This is a genomic window from Pseudomonas sp. WS 5146, assembly GCF_012985495.1.
Classification (GTDB): Bacteria; Pseudomonadota; Gammaproteobacteria; order Pseudomonadales; family Pseudomonadaceae; genus Aquipseudomonas; species Aquipseudomonas edaphica.
On sequence record NZ_JAAQWL010000003.1, the window covers coordinates 295,538 to 315,605 of the forward strand.

General features: G+C 54.8%; 16 protein-coding genes and 1 pseudogene. 12 read left to right on the top strand and 5 right to left on the bottom strand.

Features of this window, described 5'->3' with window-relative positions:
• Nucleotides 1–4: 4 nt before the first annotated feature.
• The 7 genes from HBO41_RS10190 (at nucleotide 5) to HBO41_RS10220 (ending at nucleotide 10,435) form a co-directional block, all read left to right on the top strand.
• On the top strand, nucleotides 5–1,960 hold the full coding sequence (locus tag HBO41_RS10190) for a type VI secretion system Vgr family protein (RefSeq protein ID WP_169986065.1): 1,956 nt from the start codon (nucleotides 5–7) through the stop codon (nucleotides 1,958–1,960).
• The gene (tssJ, locus tag HBO41_RS10195; protein ID WP_262380268.1) at nucleotides 1,947–2,462 is read left to right on the top strand and encodes a type VI secretion system lipoprotein TssJ; all 516 of its coding nucleotides are present in this window, start codon (nucleotides 1,947–1,949) and stop codon (nucleotides 2,460–2,462) included. The genes HBO41_RS10190 and tssJ overlap by 14 nt, the downstream gene beginning before the upstream one ends.
• Nucleotides 2,455–3,795 (top strand): type VI secretion system baseplate subunit TssK, encoded by a 1,341-nt coding sequence (gene tssK / locus HBO41_RS10200; protein ID WP_262380269.1) that lies wholly within the window; start codon nucleotides 2,455–2,457, stop codon nucleotides 3,793–3,795. Before tssJ ends, tssK begins: the two co-directional genes overlap by 8 nt.
• On the top strand, nucleotides 3,792–5,015 hold the full coding sequence (gene icmH, locus HBO41_RS10205; RefSeq protein ID WP_169986072.1) for a type IVB secretion system protein IcmH/DotU: 1,224 nt from the start codon (nucleotides 3,792–3,794) through the stop codon (nucleotides 5,013–5,015). The genes tssK and icmH overlap by 4 nt, the downstream gene beginning before the upstream one ends.
• A gap of 44 nt (nucleotides 5,016–5,059) precedes the next feature.
• Complete coding sequence (gene tssM / locus HBO41_RS10210; protein ID WP_169986075.1) at nucleotides 5,060–8,257, top strand: type VI secretion system membrane subunit TssM; 3,198 nt, start codon at nucleotides 5,060–5,062, stop codon at nucleotides 8,255–8,257.
• A gap of 135 nt (nucleotides 8,258–8,392) precedes the next feature.
• Nucleotides 8,393–9,676: an OmpP1/FadL family transporter gene (locus tag HBO41_RS10215; RefSeq protein WP_169986077.1), complete on the top strand. Its 1,284-nt coding sequence runs from the start codon at nucleotides 8,393–8,395 to the stop codon at nucleotides 9,674–9,676.
• A gap of 147 nt (nucleotides 9,677–9,823) precedes the next feature.
• A complete protein-coding gene (locus HBO41_RS10220; protein WP_169986438.1) occupies nucleotides 9,824–10,435 on the top strand; it encodes a thiol:disulfide interchange protein DsbA/DsbL in 612 nt (203 codons plus the stop codon).
• Nucleotides 10,436–10,513: 78 nt separating this feature from the next.
• On the opposite strand, the gene HBO41_RS10225 is transcribed toward HBO41_RS10220, so the two are convergent.
• From HBO41_RS10225 to HBO41_RS10235, 3 genes are all read right to left on the bottom strand, one after another.
• Entirely contained in the window at nucleotides 10,514–11,821 is a 1,308-nt protein-coding gene (locus HBO41_RS10225; protein ID WP_169986079.1) for an ATP-grasp domain-containing protein, read from the bottom strand.
• Nucleotides 11,822–11,836: 15 nt separating this feature from the next.
• Nucleotides 11,837–12,781, bottom strand: coding sequence for a radical SAM protein (locus tag HBO41_RS10230; protein WP_169986082.1), 945 nt, complete (start codon nucleotides 12,779–12,781; stop codon nucleotides 11,837–11,839).
• A gap of 313 nt (nucleotides 12,782–13,094) precedes the next feature.
• Nucleotides 13,095–13,565: a hypothetical protein gene (locus HBO41_RS10235; protein WP_169986085.1), complete on the bottom strand. Its 471-nt coding sequence runs from the start codon at nucleotides 13,563–13,565 to the stop codon at nucleotides 13,095–13,097.
• 112 nt (nucleotides 13,566–13,677) lie between these two features.
• Between HBO41_RS10235 and HBO41_RS10240 the strand changes: the two genes are divergently transcribed.
• The 5 genes and pseudogenes from HBO41_RS10240 (at nucleotide 13,678) to HBO41_RS10260 (ending at nucleotide 18,645) form a co-directional block, all read left to right on the top strand.
• The gene (locus tag HBO41_RS10240) at nucleotides 13,678–14,769 is read left to right on the top strand and encodes an IS630 family transposase (protein ID WP_169986087.1); all 1,092 of its coding nucleotides are present in this window, start codon (nucleotides 13,678–13,680) and stop codon (nucleotides 14,767–14,769) included.
• Between the two features lie 206 nt (nucleotides 14,770–14,975).
• Nucleotides 14,976–15,331 (top strand): annotated as a pseudogene (locus HBO41_RS29475) (transposase); the annotation flags it as partial.
• 735 nt (nucleotides 15,332–16,066) lie between these two features.
• Nucleotides 16,067–16,591, top strand: a complete 525-nt coding sequence (locus HBO41_RS10250) for an MbcA/ParS/Xre antitoxin family protein (protein ID WP_262380270.1) — start codon at nucleotides 16,067–16,069, stop codon at nucleotides 16,589–16,591.
• A 539-nt stretch (nucleotides 16,592–17,130) separates the two neighbouring features.
• Entirely contained in the window at nucleotides 17,131–17,370 is a 240-nt protein-coding gene (locus HBO41_RS10255) for a DNA-binding protein (protein WP_169986095.1), read from the top strand.
• Between the two features lie 786 nt (nucleotides 17,371–18,156).
• Nucleotides 18,157–18,645: a DUF4019 domain-containing protein gene (locus HBO41_RS10260; RefSeq protein WP_017135704.1), complete on the top strand. Its 489-nt coding sequence runs from the start codon at nucleotides 18,157–18,159 to the stop codon at nucleotides 18,643–18,645.
• A gap of 38 nt (nucleotides 18,646–18,683) precedes the next feature.
• Here the strand turns inward: HBO41_RS10260 and HBO41_RS10265 are convergent, their stop codons facing one another.
• Together HBO41_RS10265 and deoC are read right to left on the bottom strand one after the other, a co-directional pair.
• Complete coding sequence (locus HBO41_RS10265; RefSeq protein WP_157786474.1) at nucleotides 18,684–19,184, bottom strand: hypothetical protein; 501 nt, start codon at nucleotides 19,182–19,184, stop codon at nucleotides 18,684–18,686.
• A 160-nt stretch (nucleotides 19,185–19,344) separates the two neighbouring features.
• Nucleotides 19,345–20,028 (bottom strand): deoxyribose-phosphate aldolase, encoded by a 684-nt coding sequence (gene deoC / locus HBO41_RS10270; protein WP_169986097.1) that lies wholly within the window; start codon nucleotides 20,026–20,028, stop codon nucleotides 19,345–19,347.
• Nucleotides 20,029–20,068: the final 40 nt, after the last annotated feature.

The following is a 20,068-nucleotide window of genomic DNA, read 5'->3' on the forward strand; positions in this document are numbered from 1 at the left end:
CACGATGAGCAGTTTCAAGGCCAGTCAAGTCAAGGCGCCTTCAGCGGCAGGGACGTTATCGCTGATTCGCTTCGAGGCGAGCGAGGGGCTGAGCATGCTCGGGCAATACACCCTTGAGGTACAGGGCAACAAAACCGAACTGGACGCCAATGGCTTGCTCGGTCAGACACTGGGTGTTGGTTTGAGTGCTTCCGACGGCGGCGTGCGCTGGGTTCACGGGCATATCAGCGCGGTGGCCCAGGATGATCGATTTGGCCAGCAGGGGCGTTACACGCTGACGCTGCGCCCGTGGCTGTGGTTATTGACGCTGGCGGGCCATAACCGTTTTTTCGAGGAGAAGACGGTGATCGATGTACTTAAGGCAGTGCTGGACGATTACCCCGGTACGGTGGACTGGCAAGTGACCGGTCGCTATGAGGCCCTGGAGTATTGCGTGCAGTACGCCGAAAGCGATTTCGATTTTTTCAGCCGGTTGATGGAGCGCGCAGGGCTTTACTATTTTTTCACGTTTGAGGACGGTGGCCATGAGTTGGTTATCGTCGACGCCATGAGTGCCCACAAAACGGCAGCGCATTGCGCGAAGATGAGCTACCGACCGCACCAGACTCATTTCCTCGCCAGCGTTTCCAGTTGGGTGTCGCGGTCTGAAATGACCACGGGAAAAGTCTCGCTGCAGGACTATGATTTCAGCAAGGCCAACAGCCGTGAGGCGAGCGTTCAAAGCGGTGAGGCCGCTGATGCTGCCGGGTATGAGCTGGATGATTATGAGCGCTCGTTGTACCCCGGCTTCTTTGCCGATCAACGCGCTGGCGATGCTGCTGCCAAGGTACGGGTGGAGGCTCTGCTCGCCCGCCAATGCCTGGCTCAGGCGACTCACTCGACACCGTACCTTTCGCCTGGTCATCGTTTCGAGCTGACCGGTCACCCGCAGTCGGCCCATAACGCCAAGTACCTGGTGGTGCGATCGACCCTGAAGGGCAGCTGCCCGGAATCGACGGGGGGGCTTGGTGAGCTTCGTTTTGAAGGCTGGGTTGAGGTGATCAACACCAGCCAAGTATTCCGTGCCCCTATCCTGACGCCAACGCCGGTCATTGGCGGGGCGCAGACTGCCTTTGTGGTGGGTAAGTCCGGCGAGCCGCAGTGGGTGGATAAGCATGGCCGGATCAAGGTGCAATTTCATTGGGACAACAGCGGCAAAGAGAACGAAAACTGTTCCTGCTGGGTACGCGTCGCCCAGCCGATGGCTGGCAAACGCTGGGGGGCTATGTTCTTGCCGCGGGTCGGCCAGGAGGTAGTGGTGCAGTTTCTGGACGGCAACCCGGACCGGCCTCTGGTGGTCGGTGGTGTGTACAACGCTGGAACGCGGCCGCCTTGGGATTTACCCGACTTGGCGTCACGCTCTGGCTTTAAGACGCAATCGCTCGGCGATGAGCAGGTGTACAACGAGCTGCGATTTGAGGACAAGAAGGACGCTGAACAACTGCTGATTTATGCCGGGCGCAACCAGGATGTCACGGTTGGCAATGATGCCTTCGTCAGCGTCGGCAACGATTGGCATATCAGCACGGGGGCTAACCAGTTCGTCAAGGTTGCCAAGGACCTGCACGAGTCGGTCGAGGGCAGTCGCAATGTCAAGGTAAGCAAGGACTGCTCGCTGAGTATTGACGGAGATAGCCACTCCGAAGTTGGGGGGAAACAGTATTTGACCGCCGGCAGCGTCGACGTCAAAGGGCAGCAAACGATCACCCTTGAGGCGGGCAGTGAGTTGGTGCTCAAGGTCGGTTCAAGCTCGTTGGTAATCAGTGCTTCGGGCGTAGCGATCAATGGGGTCAAGGTCACGATTGATGGCTCTGCCATGGTCGATATCAACGGCGGTGGCGGTGGTGTTGCTACCGGTGCTGATGCGGCGCAACCCGTGGCCGCGACACTGCCGGAGGAAGCCGATAATGGCCAGGCTTGAGCTGCTGACACGGTGGTGGCTGGCGAGTGGCCTGTTAGCTTGCATGAGCGGATGCAACCTGTTTGCCGACCCTGCACCCGAGCCTCCTGCGGACCCCCACCTGACCCTTACGTTGCAGGCGTCTTTGGATACTAATCGCAACCTCTACGGCAGGCCGTCGCCGGTGCGTGTTCAGGTGTTTCAACTGCTTGACCGCCGAACCTTCGAGCAAGCCAGCCTGGCTCAATTGAGTACGGCAGCCGAGCAGACTCTACGCGGTGACTGGTTGGGGCAGGAGATGATCGTGCTACGCCCCGGCGAGCGTTATCGCTACCACTTTATTCCTGAGCCACGTATGCGCTACATCGGCGTCATTGCCGAGTACCGCGATATCGACCAGGCGCGCTGGCGAGTCATCACCTTGCTGGATCAACGCAAGACCCCCGAGCTATCCGTGCTGATCGGACGGCATGCCATCGAGTTCATGGCCCCCTCAATGATAGAGCTGCAAACCAATGATTAACCAACCTAAAGTCGTGTGGTCAGAAGGCATGTTCCTTCAGCCTCAACACTTCCAGCAACACGAACGCTACATTCAAGCCCAACTGGTTCAAGCATTACGTGCCCTGCAAGTCGATGCCTGGGGGTTTACCGCGCTTAAAATTGACAAAGGGCAGTTGGCACTCGGGTGTATCGTTTTGACCGAGTGTGCAGGCGTGCTGCCGGATGGCAGTTTTTTTGTCCTTGGCGATGATGAGTTGGCGTTGTTGCGCTACACGGTGGGGGAGGGGGAACGAGATCAGCAGGTGGTCTTGGCGCTGGCCCTGCAACGTGCCCAAGGTATGGACACGGAAACCGCGCCGTCTGCTGACAGCCTGGCGCGCTATCGGGTGGTTGAGGCCTGCGTACCTGACAGCAACCTCCATGGCAGTGAAGCGGCTACGTTGCAGTTGGGTCAGCTGAACATGAAGTTGGCGCGTGAGCAGGATGTCGTGGTTTCCCATGTATTTTTGCCTATCGCCAGGGTGCTTGAGCGTTCTCCTGGAGGGCAAGTGCTGCTCGATGATGAGTTTATTGCGCCGGTAATGGCCTGGCGTCGTTCGCCGAAGCTTGCGGGGTTTGTCGATGACATCATTGGGCGTGTTCGCCAGCGTGCTTTTACGCTGGCGGCGAACCTTGGGGTGCAGGGGCTGGGCGGGGTTTCCGAGGTGCAGGACTTCCTGATGCTGCAAACGCTCAATCGTGCTCAGCCTTTGCTGGTACAGCTGGCCAGTCGCGAGGGCTTGCACCCTGAGCAGCTCTATCGTTCGCTGGTAACGTTGGCGGGCGATCTGGCGATTTTCTTTGAAGAGCAAAAACGCCCCAAGCAATACCCAATCTACCGCCACGATCAATTGGCCGACTGTTTTACACCCGTTATCCAGGACCTTCACCATGCCTTGAGTGCTGAAGCCGGCTCCGATGTGGTTCCGCTGGCGTTGAGTGACAGAGAATTGGGGGTGCGCTTTGCGTCGGTGCCTGACACGGAGCTGTATCGGACGGCGCGTTTTGTACTGGCTGTACGTGCACAGCTGCCTGACGATGAGCTACGTAAGCATTTCCCGAATAACCTGAAAATTGGTCCGATCGAACGCATGCGTGATTTGGTCGATTTGCAATTGCCTGGGCTGAAGGTGCACGTACTGCCCGCTGCGCCGCGCGAACTGCCTTACTACGCAGGATTCAGTTATTTCGAGCTGGAAAGTGAGCATCCCTTGTGGGCGGGCTTGAGCAGTAGCGCGGGGTTTGGTTTGCACCTTGCCGGAGATTTTCCAGGGTTGCAGTTGGCTTTCTGGGCCATTAAGGCCGGCCAATGAGTGCGGCCAAGCCACGTTACTGGCGTCGCTGGTTGCCGCGACGTAAACGGCCACTCAACCAGGGTGTCGACGAGCCTGCGCGTGCCTTTTCGGTATCGGCAAATGAAGTGCTGGTGCAATTGGCGGGAGATCTGCTCTACGAAGTGGTGCCGCTGCGAGGCTTGAACCATGTTCCCGATATCGACGAGCTACGCGCCCGGTTGATCACCCAGGTGCGTAGCTTTCAGCGCAATGCCATGGAAGCGGGTATCGATCAGCATACTCAGGAGCATGCCAAGTATGCGCTCTGTACGTTGCTCGATGAGGTGATTGCAAACTGTGAGTGGGGGCAGGGTGCGTGGTCCAAGCAAAGTCTATTGATGATTTTTCACAATGAAACGGCTGGGGGGGAAGGCTTCTTCGTACACCTCGATGCGGCGGAACTCAAACCGACCGAGAATCTTGCCCTGCTGGAGTTGATGTACCTGTGCCTGGCACTCGGGCTGGAAGGTCGCTACCGCATTCAGAGCGAAGGGCGTGCGGCCTTGGCGTTACGCAGACGTCAGCTGTACGAAACCATTCGGTTGCAACGGGGCCATCATCCCAAGGTGCGTTTGAATGAGCACCTGCTCTCCTTGAGCGACGACTATTTCAGTCGGCGTGAACGCTTATTCTGGTGGGGGTTTTGTCTTTCATTGCTGGTACTGGCCGCGGCCGGGGCACTTTACTTCGAAGAGCGCTCCTATCAACAGCTGCAGGCCCTGCAAGCCCTGCGTCCGCCACAGTCGACCACCGTTGCACAAACGTTGGCCGAGAAACTGGCCACCGACATCGAAGCCAACCGTCTGACGCTCATTGATGATGGGCGTAGCGTGCGCATCGTGCTCAGTTCCACCGGTTTGTTTGCCAGCGGTGGAAGCGAGATTGCCGAACAGACGCGTGCGCTGCTGTTGCGAATTGCGCAGGCGTTGGGCGACTGGCAAGGCCGGGTCCAGGTGATTGGCCACAGTGACGACACGCCAGTGGCCGGACGGCTGGGCTCCAACGAAGCGCTGTCGCTGGCACGGGCACAGTCGATCCTGAAGGTGTTGGTGGGCGACAAACGTGATCCGCTGCGGTTCAAGGCAGAGGGGCGGGGTGCAGCCGAGCCGCTGTTTCCTAACGACAGTGTGGAGCACCGCTCACGTAACCGGCGCGTCGAGATCTTGATCTTTGCTCCTGAGCCTGCGACGACCCCCTGATGGGGCAATGAAGTTTCCCCTCCTATCTGTGGATGAAAGGCGTCATGTTTTTGCGATTTTTTAAACCGCTGTCACGGGCCGTCGTGATGGTCGCGGGTTTGTATTGGGTGACGGTGTTGGTACGTGATTACGGCCCTCGCTTGTCGGTAGATGGCAGCGTGCTGTTCACAGACGCATGGCAGCAATGGGGGGTCTTGCTTGCGTTGTATGTTGGGGGGCTGATCTGGTTTTGCTGGAGATGGCGCGTTGACGTGCAGCGCGCCAAACACCGGGCTCTGGAGGTTAAAGCTGACCTGGAAAAACGGATAGCTCCCGGTGAGCGTGAATTGCAATTGCGTGAGCAGCTCACACAGTGGCGCTTGCAAACACAGGTCGAGGGCGTCCGGCCAACATTTTTGTTGTTCGATTTGCATGCCTCCTCGACCGTTGACCTGCGTATTGAACGGGTGGGGCGTTACAGCGTACTGACGGTGAGTGGCGGCTTCCTGTCGCAGGCTCAGTCGCGATGCTGGCAATGTTTGTTGGATGAGCTCAAAGGCGCTAAAGGTGACCGGTGCGCCTTGATGGGCGGCCTATTGTTATTGAATGCCCACAAGCTGCAGGCAGTAGACGGCGGTCAGGACTTGCAAGCATTGAATGTGCGCGAGCGTCTGGAGGAGCTGGCGTGCGCTATCGGTAAAGGCTTGCCGATTCAGGCCATTGTGACCCACTGCTCCAGTCTGCCTGGCTATGTCCCTTCAATCATGGGATTGCAGGGTGAGGCGCGTGAATTGGCGATCAGCTTCCCGTTGGCGGCTAACCAGTCCAACCTCTTGCGATTGGCCGAGCGCATGGGCAATCGCCTTGAGTGTCTTGATGACAGCCTGCTTGATCGGTTGCAAAAGGAGCCGCTGACCTTGCTGCGCACGCAGCTTTATGGGTTTTCACCGTTGTGGCGACAGTTCAGTGAACAGGTGCAGCTTTTTTTACAGACGGTCTTTCATGATCAGGCGCGTTTGCAGTCGTTGCGCTTCAGTGCAGGGGACTTGGTTGAGGACGCTCAAGGGGTTGGGAGCTCGACGCTGTTACTGCGGACTTTGCAGCGGTGTGAGCGTTATGGTGTATGGCGTACGTTTCTTAAGCATGCTGCAGGTTGGGCGCGTGCACATGCACGCTTGTGTTTGGCGCTGATCGTGGCAGGCGTGTGCGCGTTTGTGGCCAATCATTATTACCATCAAGCGCGGATGCTCGATAACCTGGCCGAGCAACAGGCGGCGCTGAAAACCCTGTTGCCGAATGTTCACCAGGGAGGACTTGAACGGCTCACTATCCTGGCCGATATGGTTGATGTGTCGCAGGGTAATAGCTGGCTGCCGAACCTGCGGCTGAGTCAGCACCAGCGCCTGGTGACACTGATTCAAACGTTATACGAGCAAGCGTTGAGCGAGGCCATTACACAGCCATTAGCCAACGCGCTGGAGGCGCTGATCAATGATCCCAAAGCGGATACCTACGATAGCCTGCGCCTGTATTTGATGTTGGGCGGGCAAGGTCGCTTGGATCTCAACTTCGTTGAACGCGGGCTCAAGAGTTTGTCGGATCAGCGGCTACCTCACCCACAGCGTGATTGGCTGAACGCGCATTTACAGCCTGTATTGCAGTCGATGCGTACGAATGTCAACGAAACCCTCGTAGAACAGGCGAGAGTGAACATTGCGCGTGAGCCCGTGGCGCAGCGTGCTTATCGCCAGCTATCGGCCGTGATGCAAAGTCCTGCCCACAAGGAACTGAGTGTCGCCAGCGAAATCGGTGCGGAAGGCTTGATGCTCTTTGCCTCGCGCAGTGGCCAGTCTATGACACGGGGGGTGCCCTGGCTTTTTACCCGGGAGGGCTATGAGCATTTGAACCCGCGATTGGTGCGGTTTATTGCCGATGCGCTTAGTGATGAGAATTGGGTCATGGGCGCAGCTCGTCAGCAAGACCCAGGCTACGTGCGTACGCAGGTGTTGAGTCTTTATCAACGCGACTATGTGCGGCGCTGGGAGCATTTCATCTCGGACTTGAAGGTTGCAGGCCTCAATGATCCAGAACAGTTGCCGGGGCGTCTGGAACGCCTGTCACAGGAGGAGGGGGCGTTAAGTCGGTTGTTACAGTTGATCGACCGTGAAACCCGTTTAAGCCTCAGTGCTGATAACACCGGCATGATCGAGCGTTTGCGTGCGCACACTGTTGCGTTGACGGCACCCTTGGGGGCCACTGACAACACCCAGGGGGCATCGGAGCCGAGTGCGGTAGCGCAGCACTTCGCTTCGTTTCATCGGTTGACCGAGTCTGTCGAAGGGCGTCCCGGCCTCCTGGATCAACTGCGTGAAGCGCTGGCTTACGCTGGGGTTTATCTATCTGCCCGTGAGGCGGCCATGGCGTCGGGTTTATCGGCACCCGACGTCAATGCGCTTGAGCGCCTGAATACACTGACGAACACCTTGCCGCTGCTGATAAGGCCGCTGTTGAGTGACATTGTTAACGTCGGCAAAGATTGGGTGCGTGAACACCAGTCTGTGACGCTTGCAAGAAAATGGGCACAAGACCTGGGGCCTTACTGTCAGCGTGTGGTCGAGCAACGCTACCCTTTTGAGCACAATGCGAGCACCGATGTACCATTGGAGGCGTTCAACCAGTTGTTTGCCCCTGAGGGGTTATTGCAAACATTTGCGCGCTTTTATCCTCGTCGGCACGAAGACCAGAGCACCGTGCTTCGCCCCGCTAATAGCGCGCTTGAAGCTGATGAGAACGATCCTTTGATTCTGTTGCAATTTGACCGCGCAGCGGCTATCGGCAAGGCGTTTTTTCCTGCTGGCGCCGCCAAGGCCCGGATTGATTTCGAGCTCAGCCCGGTGACCATGGACGAAGAGATCGCCTCCTTCAGCTTGGTTGTGGATGACCGTGAGTTGAGCTATTCCCACGGCCCTATTTTACCGAACTTGTTTACTTGGCCGTCCCAAACCCTGGGCACACGTCTCAAGGCCGTGGTGACGCTGTTGGATGGGCGTACCGTATCGCAATCGCAGGAAGGCGCGTGGGCGTGGTTTCGGTTACTCGACCAAGGGATGCTGAGTGCGGGGCCATCTGCTGACACGCAGTGGCTGACGCTTTCATTCGACGGCTACAAGGTCGTACTGCAAATACGCAATGGGGGGCTCGAACAGCCCTTCGGTGAGGCTAATTTGCGAGCGTTTCGCTGCCCATATTCATTGGGAACGTAATATTAAATGTTACCTGGGGTCAGTGACGTACGGGCGCAACTCTAGTGTGGAGTTATTTCCTACAAGTTGCCCTACAACACGCAGGTTTAAATATTGTTACTTTCCTCTGCGGTGTTCACCACGGAGTTCTGATTGATGAAGAAAGTAATGTTGAAAAAAACAGTTGGCCTCGCTATTACCCTGGCATCTTCACAGGCGTTTGCGAGTGGCTTTGCACTAAACGAACAAAGTATCAGTGGCATGGGAACAGGTTTTGCGGGGCGATCTTCATCGGCAGAAGATGCCAGTACTGTTTATGGCAACCCCGCCGGCATGGTTCGTCTGGAGGGCAAGCAAATAACCGGCGGTGCGGCGGTTATTGATGCCTCAACCAACATCAGCCAGGCCAGCGGCAGCTCAAACGGTAGTAACAAGGGCAATATGGTGCCGCTGACCGGCGTGCCCTTTGCTTTCTACACCCAAAAGCTCAACGAGCAATGGGCTGCAGGCTTTGGTTTCTACGTGCCGTTTGGCATGGTGGCCGATTATGAAAAAGGCTTCCAGGGCAAAGCATTCGGCAGTAAGAGTGAGGTGAAAGTTATCACCCTCCAGCCTACGGTCAGCTACGCATTCAACGATAAGCTCTCTATTGGCTTTGGCCCGACCATTAACCGAGTTGCCGGTGCTCTGGCGTCGGATGTCACCCTTCCGATCGCAGGCCTGGCTTCCAACAACATCAAAATCAAGGGGGACGATACCGCGTTAGGGTTTAACGCCGGTATTCTGCTTCAAGCCACCGACACTACGCGGGTGGGCCTGACATACCATTCGGAAGTCAAATACAAGCTTGAGGGGCACACTCAAGTCACTAAAGGTGCCAATGTTCCTGCTGGAACGCTGAGCAGCGGTCGATACGACGCTTCGCTCAAAATCGATACGCCCGAGTCCTGGGACTTATCGGTGACGCAAGATGTGAATGCAGATTGGAAACTCTATGCAGGGACCACCTGGACGCGTTGGAGCCGCCTGAAAGACATTACCGTGAACAACAAAGGCGTCACTAATAGCAACGGTATTTTTGCTCCGGCTTTGCTCAGTACCATTAAGGAAGAGCAAAACTGGCACGATACCTGGGCCTATGCCGTGGGGACCTCCTACCGGCTGAACAAGCAGTGGGTGCTGCGTACCGGTTTGACAGTTGATCAATCGCCGACCAACAACACTGACCGCTCGCCACGCATTCCTACCGGAGATCGGACCATCTTCAGTCTCGGCGCAGGTTATGACGTGACGCCGAATATGACTGTCGATGTGGCTTATGCCTACCTCAAGGAGGAAACGGTCAAGGTTAACCGCACCAACGAGCTGGGTCAGTACTACAAGGCCAAGTACGAAAACAGCGCCAATGGTTTTGGTTTGGGCGTTACTTACCGTTTCTGATTCTTCGTCACTTAAAAGCTCCGCTCTTTTTTTACAGGGCGGGGTATTTTTGTTTGTGGGTGATTTAAGTTCGTGTTGCAGACGACTGATGAGTCGGTGGGCACATGATTAACATTGGTTTTCTTGATTATGCGCAGTGAGGTTTTAGTGCGTCATTATTTTCTAAGTGCTGCTTTGTTGTTTAGCAGCTTGAGCCTCCCTGTGGCGCAGGCGGCTGAGCCTTATGTCGAGTTGCCTCGTAGCGCCTGGCTGGCACCGGGAGAAAAGGTAGAGGTGGCAGCACTGTTTTCGTACGGTTGTCGGTATTGCCGTGAACTTGAACCGCTGCTCAATTCATGGGTTGCGCAACTGCCCAGTGATGTGAATTTTACCCGCGTACCGGCGATGGCCGGAGGGATATGGAATATCTACGGTCAGTTGTTTTTGACGCTTGAAACCCTGCGGGTCGAGCCGGCGGTGCATGCGGCAGTGTTTGAGGCGATCGGCAGTCGCCAGTCATTGGCAACGCCTCACGAAATGGCATTGTTTCTGGCAGGGCATGGGGTTGATAAAGCGGTATTCCTTGATACTTACCAGTCTTTTGCGGTTCAGGCTAAAGTCAAGGAGGCCATCCGCAAGACTTCGGCTTTTGAAGTGTCGGGTGTTCCGGCATTGGTGGTGAACGGCAAATACCGTTTTGACCAAAGCGCAGGCGGAGCCCAGGGCATGTTGGCGTTGGCGCAGGAGCTGATTGACAGGGAGCGAGCTCTTCGAAAGTGAAGTGTGAATATCCAACGGTTAAATAGCCCGGCGATTGTCGGGCTGGTTTGATAGGTGCTCAGTTTTACCCTGGTATCACTATCCAATATCGACCTTGATCAGTTCTCTGATTCGCTGGTCCAGCGCCTTGATAGCGTCGGGTGTTTCTGCTTGTAACCACGCATCCACTGCAAAGACCTCTTCAAAGTCGCCACCGATGGAAGTGCCGGGTGCTATGTGAGTGCTCACGCTGAGCACGCCTGGTAACTGGCGTGCCGCCTCGGTGCCGCGGATACCTTTTAATATGCCACTGACCCGCGGATAAACCGCAGACATCGCGTAGTACCCGGACGTCGTGGGAGGTTCGGGGAAGTTAAACGGCTTACCCAACAGCTGTTGGACGTACATCGCTGCAATGTCTACGCCGCGCAAAGCCAGCAGGCTTTCTTTTACACGCATTCCACCGACGCGGGGGTTAACTTCGATGATACTGGCGCGGCCTTTGGAGTCGTATCGTAATTCAACGTGGCAGACGCAGTTCCTCAAACCCAGTGTGTTCAAGACAACGCGGGTGTAGATCAATATTTGCTGCTGTTCGTTGGGTGTCAGGCGTATGGGGGGAGTGACCAGGAGGTTTTCATAAGCTGAATATGAGCTCTGTTCCACGTCTAATTTATCGTGCATCAACAACGGCAGTATCTGATTCTCGGTGCATAAACACTCGACACTGATCTCATAACCATCAATCGCCTCTTCGCCAAGCATCTCGCGCATGGGCTCGAAATGTTCGTCACCAATGCCGTGGGCGCAAAAGTATTCGGTGTAATAGCCATCGCGGGCGTGCGCCTGGTAATGGCGAAATACTCGACGCATGTCAGCAATATTTTCACAGCGGGAGATGAAGCTGGAGCCCATACCAACCACTGGTTTCAATATCAGTGGGAAGCCCACGTGCTCGGCGGCGGTGACAAGGCTGGCGTCGCCGATGACGCGTGCGTAGCGAGCGGTATAGACATTGCGCTCACGCAAGCGTTGGCGCATGGCGAACTTGTTGTTGGCCAGGTACAGCGCTTCGATAGGAGGGTGGGTCAGGCCGCGTCGTGCGCACAGTTCTGCTACTTGGGCACCTAACAAGCCTTCGGGCGTGAAGAAGCCAATGCAGGTGCCAATGCCGACCACGGCTGCGTGCCGTTCGAGGCTGCACACCATTGTTTCCAAGCCGGCGCTGCTCCAGTCCCGAATGGGTACGGTACGAAATGGCAAGGCATCAATTTCATCGGGGCTGAGGACGTCGGGTACGATGGCGATCATCGTCACCCCGGCTTGAGTGGCCGCCGCGGCAATGGCGTGCAAGTTCGGCAGACGTATGATCAAGTTTTCTATAACAATAATAGTTCGTGGTTTCATAGAGGGCTTATTGGGTCAATAGGCGAGAAAGGCGTCGCTGCCATCTGGATAGTGCGAGACGATGTAGCCCTCGGCATCAATCTCGTGCAGTGGTGGCAAGCTTGAGTTGCCTGTGAGTGTTTTATACTTCTCGGCCTGACGGGGTGAGCGGGCGCGAACAAAGCGCTGGCCGTCAATATCTTTGTATTTAAGAACTTGATCGGGTGCGATGTAGTGTTTACCCAATGCAGTGACGTACCCATAAGGCATTGCATACGTGTCCGAACATTCCCTTAATTGGGTCATTAACGTATGGCCTTTTTGCACCGTGGTGCGCAGCAGTGCGCTGCCGGGAGCGTCTGTGCAGTGCAGTAAGTGATAAGGGGTGATACCAATCGCGAGAAAATGGTCGATCAGATTTTTAAGGCTGTGAAAATTATCGTTGATTCCTTTGAGTAGTACCGCTTGCCCACGTACGTTGATGCCATGACGGGTGAAGCGATCGAGCGCCCTGAGGGTCTCCGGTTGCAGCTCGCTGGCGTGGTTGAGTGATACATCCAGAGACACGCTTCGCGAGCGCAGAGGGTGCGTGTAATTGACGTGGTTGTAACTGGCCACGCGCTCTGCAAACTCTTCATTAATGCACTCTGGCTGGAGCAGAGCATGCCGGGTAGCAATCCGAATGCGGTTGAGGTGAGGGATGCCCGACAAGCTTTCCAGTAACGTGAACAGCTGTCGCGGTTTTGCCATGGGATCGCCGCCGCTGATCAATGCTTGGGTGATGCGTGAGTCGCCGCGCAGGTAATCAACGGCAGCATTGAGACTCTCCTCGCTCATTGATTGAGGCGAATAATGTTTAGCGCGTATTTTCCTGATGCAGTGGCGGCAGCGGCAACCGAAATAAGGCGTCAACACTGCGCTGTCTTCATCGATGCGCTCCAGTCCGTATATGCCCGTGTTCTTCTGGTTGTGCTGCATCATATTGCGTCCATTCTCAGAGTGGGCAGTGTGAGGGGGTGAGCAGCCCTACTCTGCTGTTGTTAAGGTGACGCTAAAGTGCCACCGGGTTGCCTCCTGCGGATACAGCTATTCAGTGGATTTGAGAGATATTCATAATGCATTTGATTTGGGGCGAATGTGCGCGTTCTCGAATTAGCTTCTGGCAAGATGCAACAAGATGAGAGGCGGTGAATTGTTTGTTTTCACGCGCGATGTCTGCGCACTTACCTATCGTGACACCCACCAGGGCAGGAGGGTGTCCGGTTTCATTAGACCACTACAGCCCAGAGATCGGTTACTTGCTCCATAGGGGGCCGTAGAGGCCGCCGCTATCACCTTGGAGCATTTCCAGACTACGCGATGGAGTGTGGTTTTGGAGATGCTGAGGCGAGTACAAAACCCGTGAACTCTTTTTTTTCCGCAAATCCAGGTCGCCGATCTTGTAGCTTGCGATGGCGGTTCGGTAAACAACCGCGTTTGCGTTACTTGCGACCCCCTGAAAGACAACGATGCTCTCAAGCTTCTCAAGAGCCCACTCACTTCGACCGCTTACCGTCGGGGGACACATCATGTGGACGTGCTCGACCACTACGTCTTTCACCGCGGACAGGTAGTGCTGCAATTCATACGCGCATTCGATCACTGCAGCGCGGTTTTTCTCACCCGTGCGCATAGACGTGATGGTAGCGATGAAGCAAGGACCTTCGATTTCGCCGTGAGTCCAGGTGCGAACCTCTCGATGGGCTGGGTCAAAAACAAAAATCACTCAAGGCACCGTGATAAGTGAGTTGTAACTGCTCTAGTGGACTGAGCGGTTAATTCATTTATCTAATGGTAACGATATACTGTGCGTCCAATGTCATGGATTGGTTATACGCATGGCCCGACCGACTTCCCCCTTCGCTTTAATGCCTTCCGATCTCATCGCCCTGCAAGGTTGGTTGCGTATGAGTACGCTGGAACAGAGCCTCGCCCAGAGAGCGCGCATCCTGCTTCTACTGGCTGACGGATTGACGCCCAAGGCCGTCAGCGAGCAGTTGCAGGTCACGCCGCCGACGGTATTCAAGTGGCGAAAACGTTATCTAGAGGCGAGAATCGAAGGGTTGAGCGATCTGCCGCGCAGCGGCCAGCCACTCAAACTTGGGCCCGATAAAATCAACGAAATCCTGACACTGACCACCCGGCGTGTACCCCAGGAAGCCACTCACTGGAGCGTCCGTTTGATGGCCAAGTATGCGCGGGTTACCGCGTGGCAGGTGCGGCAGGTCTGGGCCGCTTCCGACCTCAAACCCCATCGTCTGAAGACCTTCAAAATCAGCAACGATCCTCATTTCGCCGACAAGGTAGTCGACGTGGTCGGGCTCTATCTGAACCCACCGGATAACGCCCTGGTGTTGTCGGTTGACGAGAAAACCCAGATCCAGGCGTTGGATCGCACCCAACCGATGCTGCCGCTACGCCCAGGTCAAGTTGAGCGTCGGACCCATGATTACAAGCGCCATGGTACGGCGAGTCTGTACGCGGCTTTCGACATCCTGACCGGCCAAGTAATCGGACGGATTACCCAGCGCCATCGAGCCAAGGAGTTTCTGGCTTTTCTTCAACAGATTGAACGCAGCACGCCAGCCGGACTGGATCTGCATGTGATTCTAGATAACAGTTCGACCCACAAAACGGCTGCAATCAAGCAGTGGCTGGAAAAGCATCCGCGTTTCAAATTGCACTTCACACCAACCAGCGCGTCTTGGCTGAACGCCGTGGAAGGCTGGTTTGCACAACTGGAAAGACGAGCGCTATACCGGGGTGCCTTCACCAGCGTCGCCGACCTAAAAGTCGCTATCCGCCAATTTATCGAGGCTCACAATGAGCATTCAGCCAAGCCGTTCAAGTGGAATAAAACGGCTGAGGCCATCATTAGCTCGGTACATAAAGCGAAGCTGAGCGTGATAAAAAATAAATTAATGGATTAACCGCTCAGGCCACTAGCTGATACTGATGATCTGGGCTTGGTTGGTAGGGGGGGCTTTTTCGGTGACTTCGGACACTGTTAGATAGTGAGATGATGGAATGGAAAAGTTAACTGGCCGATTCACGATATATAGGGCTGAAAAGAGTACTTTGGTGACATCGGCCTAGGCGGTGAGGGAAGTTTGTCTGTGACGAATTCGCCTAGTAGAAAACCAGGTTTAAGCAATGCATTATTGAAATCAGCTGCATGGTGCACGCCCGGTGCAAACTTTTTGACCTGCCTATGGCGAAAAAAGCCAATTGGCCGAACACGTACTGTTAGCGAAAGCACTCTACGAGTAGCTACTGGCTCAGCGCGGTCTTGTGCCCAACGGATCAGCGACGACTAAGGCACTGACTTATAGTCTTAAACGCTGAGTAGCGCCGACGCGCTACTTGGAAAATGGCGCTATACCCATGGACAAAAACTCAGTCTTGAATCAGATCCGGCCGTGGGTAATGGGACGCTCCAATTGGTTGTTTTTCGGGTCGCTTCGCAGCGGCCAACCGGCGGCATTTCTTTTGGTTACGAGGAGTAACCTATGCATGAGCTTGCGATGTGGTCGAGAATACTGTTGCTAGCAGTTTTATTGTGGGCGTTATACGAGCAATTATTTCGCAGGTGAAATTTCAGAAAGTTTCTGAAGTTTCTTACTTCACAAAGTTCGGACTTTTTTCCTGATACAAATGGAGCCGCCTTTCCCAAGCCGGGAATAGAATTAAAGGTAAAGTCATTTTTACTCAAAAGACTTTATGAGGGGCTTACCGATCCACTCTTACGAGAACAAGTTAGGATGCTGAGACGTCGATATCTAATAGATTTGTATTTGGGGGTGAGTGTCTTGATTTTGATGGGGGGGTAATTTGCGTGGACAGCCTACGGTTACTGATCTCGCCTCCAGCCGGTATTGGTGGTAAAAGCTCAGCATCCAAACGACGCGCATGAACGCCCTGGAGAAACCGATAGGCAAATGTTAGAGGTCTGGAAGCGGACGTAGCGGTGATTCTGGACCCGAATGAGCTTTATGCCCTGCGACTATGAATAGTCTCGATCAGTCCGGATGAAATCCGCACTCGCATCAATGAACTTCCCGGCATGCGACGCACCGCGGTTGAATGGATCTCGTGCGGTTCCGAATTTCCGCCAATCCTGATAGGCGGAAATCGGGATCAAAGAGGAGGGCGGTCATCCCCTTTAAAAGACGCATGAAATTAGCCCCCCTGCGAAGCGCTTAAGACGTATTCGACTGCTGACACCCGATGATAGGATTATCAAAATCCTGCTTCCCGCGTGAAGGAGTAGAACCATTGAGCACTTCAGCACCTGAGCGGCGCCAAAGTGGAAAGCATGAGAGGTTGCGTAACTTAGGGGCCGAGGAGTTTTGGGCCTTCAGTTCCGGTCGCTTCGCACTTAGGGATTCTGAGCGACTGGCCCAGATTAAGAACGGATTTCCAGCCCATCTTTTTCAGGCCATGCGCCGAACTTTTAACCTTCAAGAACACGCCTTGAGTGTTCTCCTCAATACCTCGATGACAACGCTTGAACGACGAGTTCGTGAGCACCGAGCCCTTGATGCCGCCGTGTCCGAGCGCATGGATCGTATAGCGACCGTTTCACACTTGGCAGAAAGAGTCTTTGAGGACCGAGATGCCGTAGTGCAATGGATGACAAGGGCGAACAAGGCCCTGGCCGGGAACGCACCAATCCTGCTCTGCGAGACTGAAATTGGTGCTCGGCAAGTCCGCCGGGCACTCCGTGCTTTAGACTCTGGAGGCGTAGCTTGATTGCATCCGTGTCGACTAAAAGAGCAGCCATAAGCCGTCAGTCCATAATTGCTATGTCAACCCCGCTGCCCTCAGCCCCGATTCAGAGAGCTCTTAGCCGCAAGAACTGGTTCTTCGCCCAATCCCTACGCTACGGATTCGTCGTGCCTGAAGAGAGGTCTACTGTAACCGTCCGGCAAGTCACAAATCGAACTCCAGCATTAAGTGCGACGGTGTCCGCGTATGTTTAAGCGAACGCGATCATCCTTAGCGTTAGGATTTCCATGCGCCAACGTAGCTCTTATCCCAAACCGTTCAAAGTCCAGGTCGTCCAGAAAGTGTTTTGATCAGAGGTGTACTTTCATCTTTAGCAGGCAGCTCAATTTCGTTTCGATAAGACAAAAAAAATCATGGTTGTCATCTCTCAATCAGAATTATAAGGACTGCATCGGTGACGCAATTTCTCTTCCTCGAGAAAGGTCAAAAGGTCAGCAATTCTGTCTGTGCGGGAAGAGTGTCGCATTTTTGTTTTGTTAACCACTTTGTTCGAGGAGAAAGCGATGTCGCGTGAGGTCGCAACGAAGGAATCAGTCAGTGCCGCCCGACAGCACCTTTTAAGCCTCGGCATCACGCCAACACAACGCAACGTTTTGGAAATCACCGGCGGCTCTATGAGCACGGTTAACAGTTTCATGAAGGAGCTGGATGAGGAGGGCAGGGATATGCTCGGCCCCGGCGACCGCACCCAAGAGCGTCTCGGTGCCTTGGTAAAGGCCCTGCCTTCTGCTTCAAAAAATTAGGGAGGAGATGAATAACCGTCCGGGCATCACACTTTTCGAAAGAAGCTGCCGCAGACAGCGAAAACCTGAGCCACAGGCCCCTGGCCATATGATAAGTACGCGAGGAGATATCACTCGGCATAAACTTTGGAAGAAAAAATCAGTGCGGTGTAAGCTGCGACATTTTGGCCAGATGTGCACTCAAGGCTCGGAAGTAATTCGTCGGTCCCGTGTAAAACGCGTCAGTTCTCACGATTACTTCAGGTTCCGAACCAAGAATTATTTCCGAGGACTGCATGCGTGCGATCTCGAAGATACATACATCCGACAGCGTAGCTTCAAACTGGGAGCTGCAACGCTCAGCGGCGTTTCGCCTGCCGAAAGAAATGGACAGGAAACGTGCAGAACCAATCACTAGAGTTACACATTTGTACAAATTTTTACCACACAGTTTCAAATTTGCGAACACAAGGGAAGCAATAGGGGTATTCAGACTCGGAAGGTTTCAAAATCGCGCAGTCGCAAGGCAGTCGCAAGACTGAGCGCGTGGCGGTGATGACTTACCATCGCCAGTGCGTGATACATAATTTAACATAATATACATTATGCGTAACGCGATGTTACTTAATCAGGAGCAGTACGCGTCAGATTTTGAGTCAGCGTCTCCAGGCTTTTCCTCCTCTCACTGATCATCACCACTCAGTTGCCAGTACGCCGCAACCTCATCGTTTTCACCCACCACATGGCAACGCCCTCAGGTTTGATCTTTACTCGTCCCAACGCCACCCGTGCTCAAGGAAGATCTGCATGAAGCTCTATGCCGCCGTATTGCTCGCCGCTGCGTTGCTTGGCGGCTGCGATGTCAGTTTTAACAAGCCATCGCCCAAGGTCGTGGCCACTGATCCCGGAACGCCGCAAAAGCAACAACAGGTATTCGACACCGCCGTTGCGTTTCTCATGCTGCTGGATGCCGGCGAACCTGCAAAGACCTGGGCAGCCGTCAGCCCGGTTATGCAGGCGAAAACCTCTGAGCTGGCGTGGGTTGCTGGTTTGAAAGCGCTGCGTCTTGGACTGGGTTCGTTGCAGGCGCGCAAACCCGAGACCATTGGCTTTATTGTTGATCTGCCCGATGCGCCTACAGGACGCTATGCGGTGATCGAATTTGCGTCGACGTTTGCTACCGCCACCGTCAAAGAGAAAGTCATCTTTCGAGACGACGACACGCGCTGGGGCGTCGTAGGTTACTTCGTGCACAAGAGCGTCACATTTGGCGGTGATAACAAGAAGGCGCCCTAGCCTTATCGCTAATGCTCTTCATCGTGGGTGTTCAGCCTTTATTGCTTGCGCGCAATCTCATCGAGCATACGTTCACTGCCTTTGAGGTAACCCGTGAGCTCGCCATTGTCTCTTTTGAATTTGATGCCGATAACTTCATTGCCAAGTTTTGTCAGGCTGATCGATGCGCCTATGACTTCATGCGGATGTGAGATAACCGCAGCTGACTTGCCTTTTTGGAGGGAGACTTCATTGACGGTCTGCTCGAACAGGTTGCGTTCAGAGTCATACGACCAAGTGGACTTCTGGATAATCTTCTGCGAGGTATCCTGGTCGCCAACCATCAGGTAGTCTGTTGCCGTGCCGTCCTGTTTCAGGACCAACAACGCCAAACCTTGGGCATTTCCCTCATTAAGGTTGATGTACCAAACGCCGTACAGATCTGTTTTTTCATAGTGAGCAGCTGTGCTGCTGGGCGATGTGTCGCTGGCCATGACTGCGCCGACAGGCATTGACAGTGCAACCAATAGCAATGCGGCAGCCTTAATATGCTTTCTCATATCAACCTGATGTCCTTTCAGAAATAACCCGGAAACTGTTCTTATACGAGTGGTCGATGATGAACCCCTTGCTCATCAGTTGAACTACCCTCCTCCTTTTAATAACGGTTAAATATAACTCAACTAAATGTCTATTTAGTTGAGTTATATAAGCAGCGTTTCAATAACCGCCCACCGCCGCCATTTCCCCACCCACAATTGCAACCCCCGAGCTACTGCCCAAACGCGTAGCCCCGGCCTCAATCATCTTCACCGCCGTCGGATAATCACGCACGCCACCGGAGGCCTTGACCCCAACCCCAGCGCCTACTGTCTTGCGCATCAGTGCCACGTCCTCAACTGTGGCACCACTGCGGCTGAACCCGGTGGACGTCTTGACGAATGCCACGCCCAAATCCCGGCAGATTTCGCAGGCCTGGATCTTTTGTTCGTCGCTGAGCAGGCAGGTTTCCAGGATTACCTTCAATGGCACGGCGCCGCAGGCTTTATGCACCATGGCTATGTCTTCGCGCACGGCCTCAAGCAGGCCTTCCTTCAGCCAGCCGATATTGAGCACCATGTCGATCTCCCCTGCCCCGGCGGCTATCGCCCGTTCCGCTTCGAAGGCCTTGGTGTCGCTCAGGCCGGCGCCCAATGGGAAGCCCACCACCGCACAGATCACCACGCGATCGTCGGTCAGGCAGGACGCGGCGTAAGGCACCTGCCCCGAGTTCAGGCATACGGAATAAAAGCCGTGCGCCTGTGCTTCTTCGCACAAGGTGCGAATCTGTTCACGGGTGGCATCGGGGGCCAGCAAGGTGTGATCGATGTACTTGGCCAATGCTGCGGGTTGAAGCGTATTCATATAACGTGCCCTTGCCTGTATGTTGCCAATGGTGGTGTGC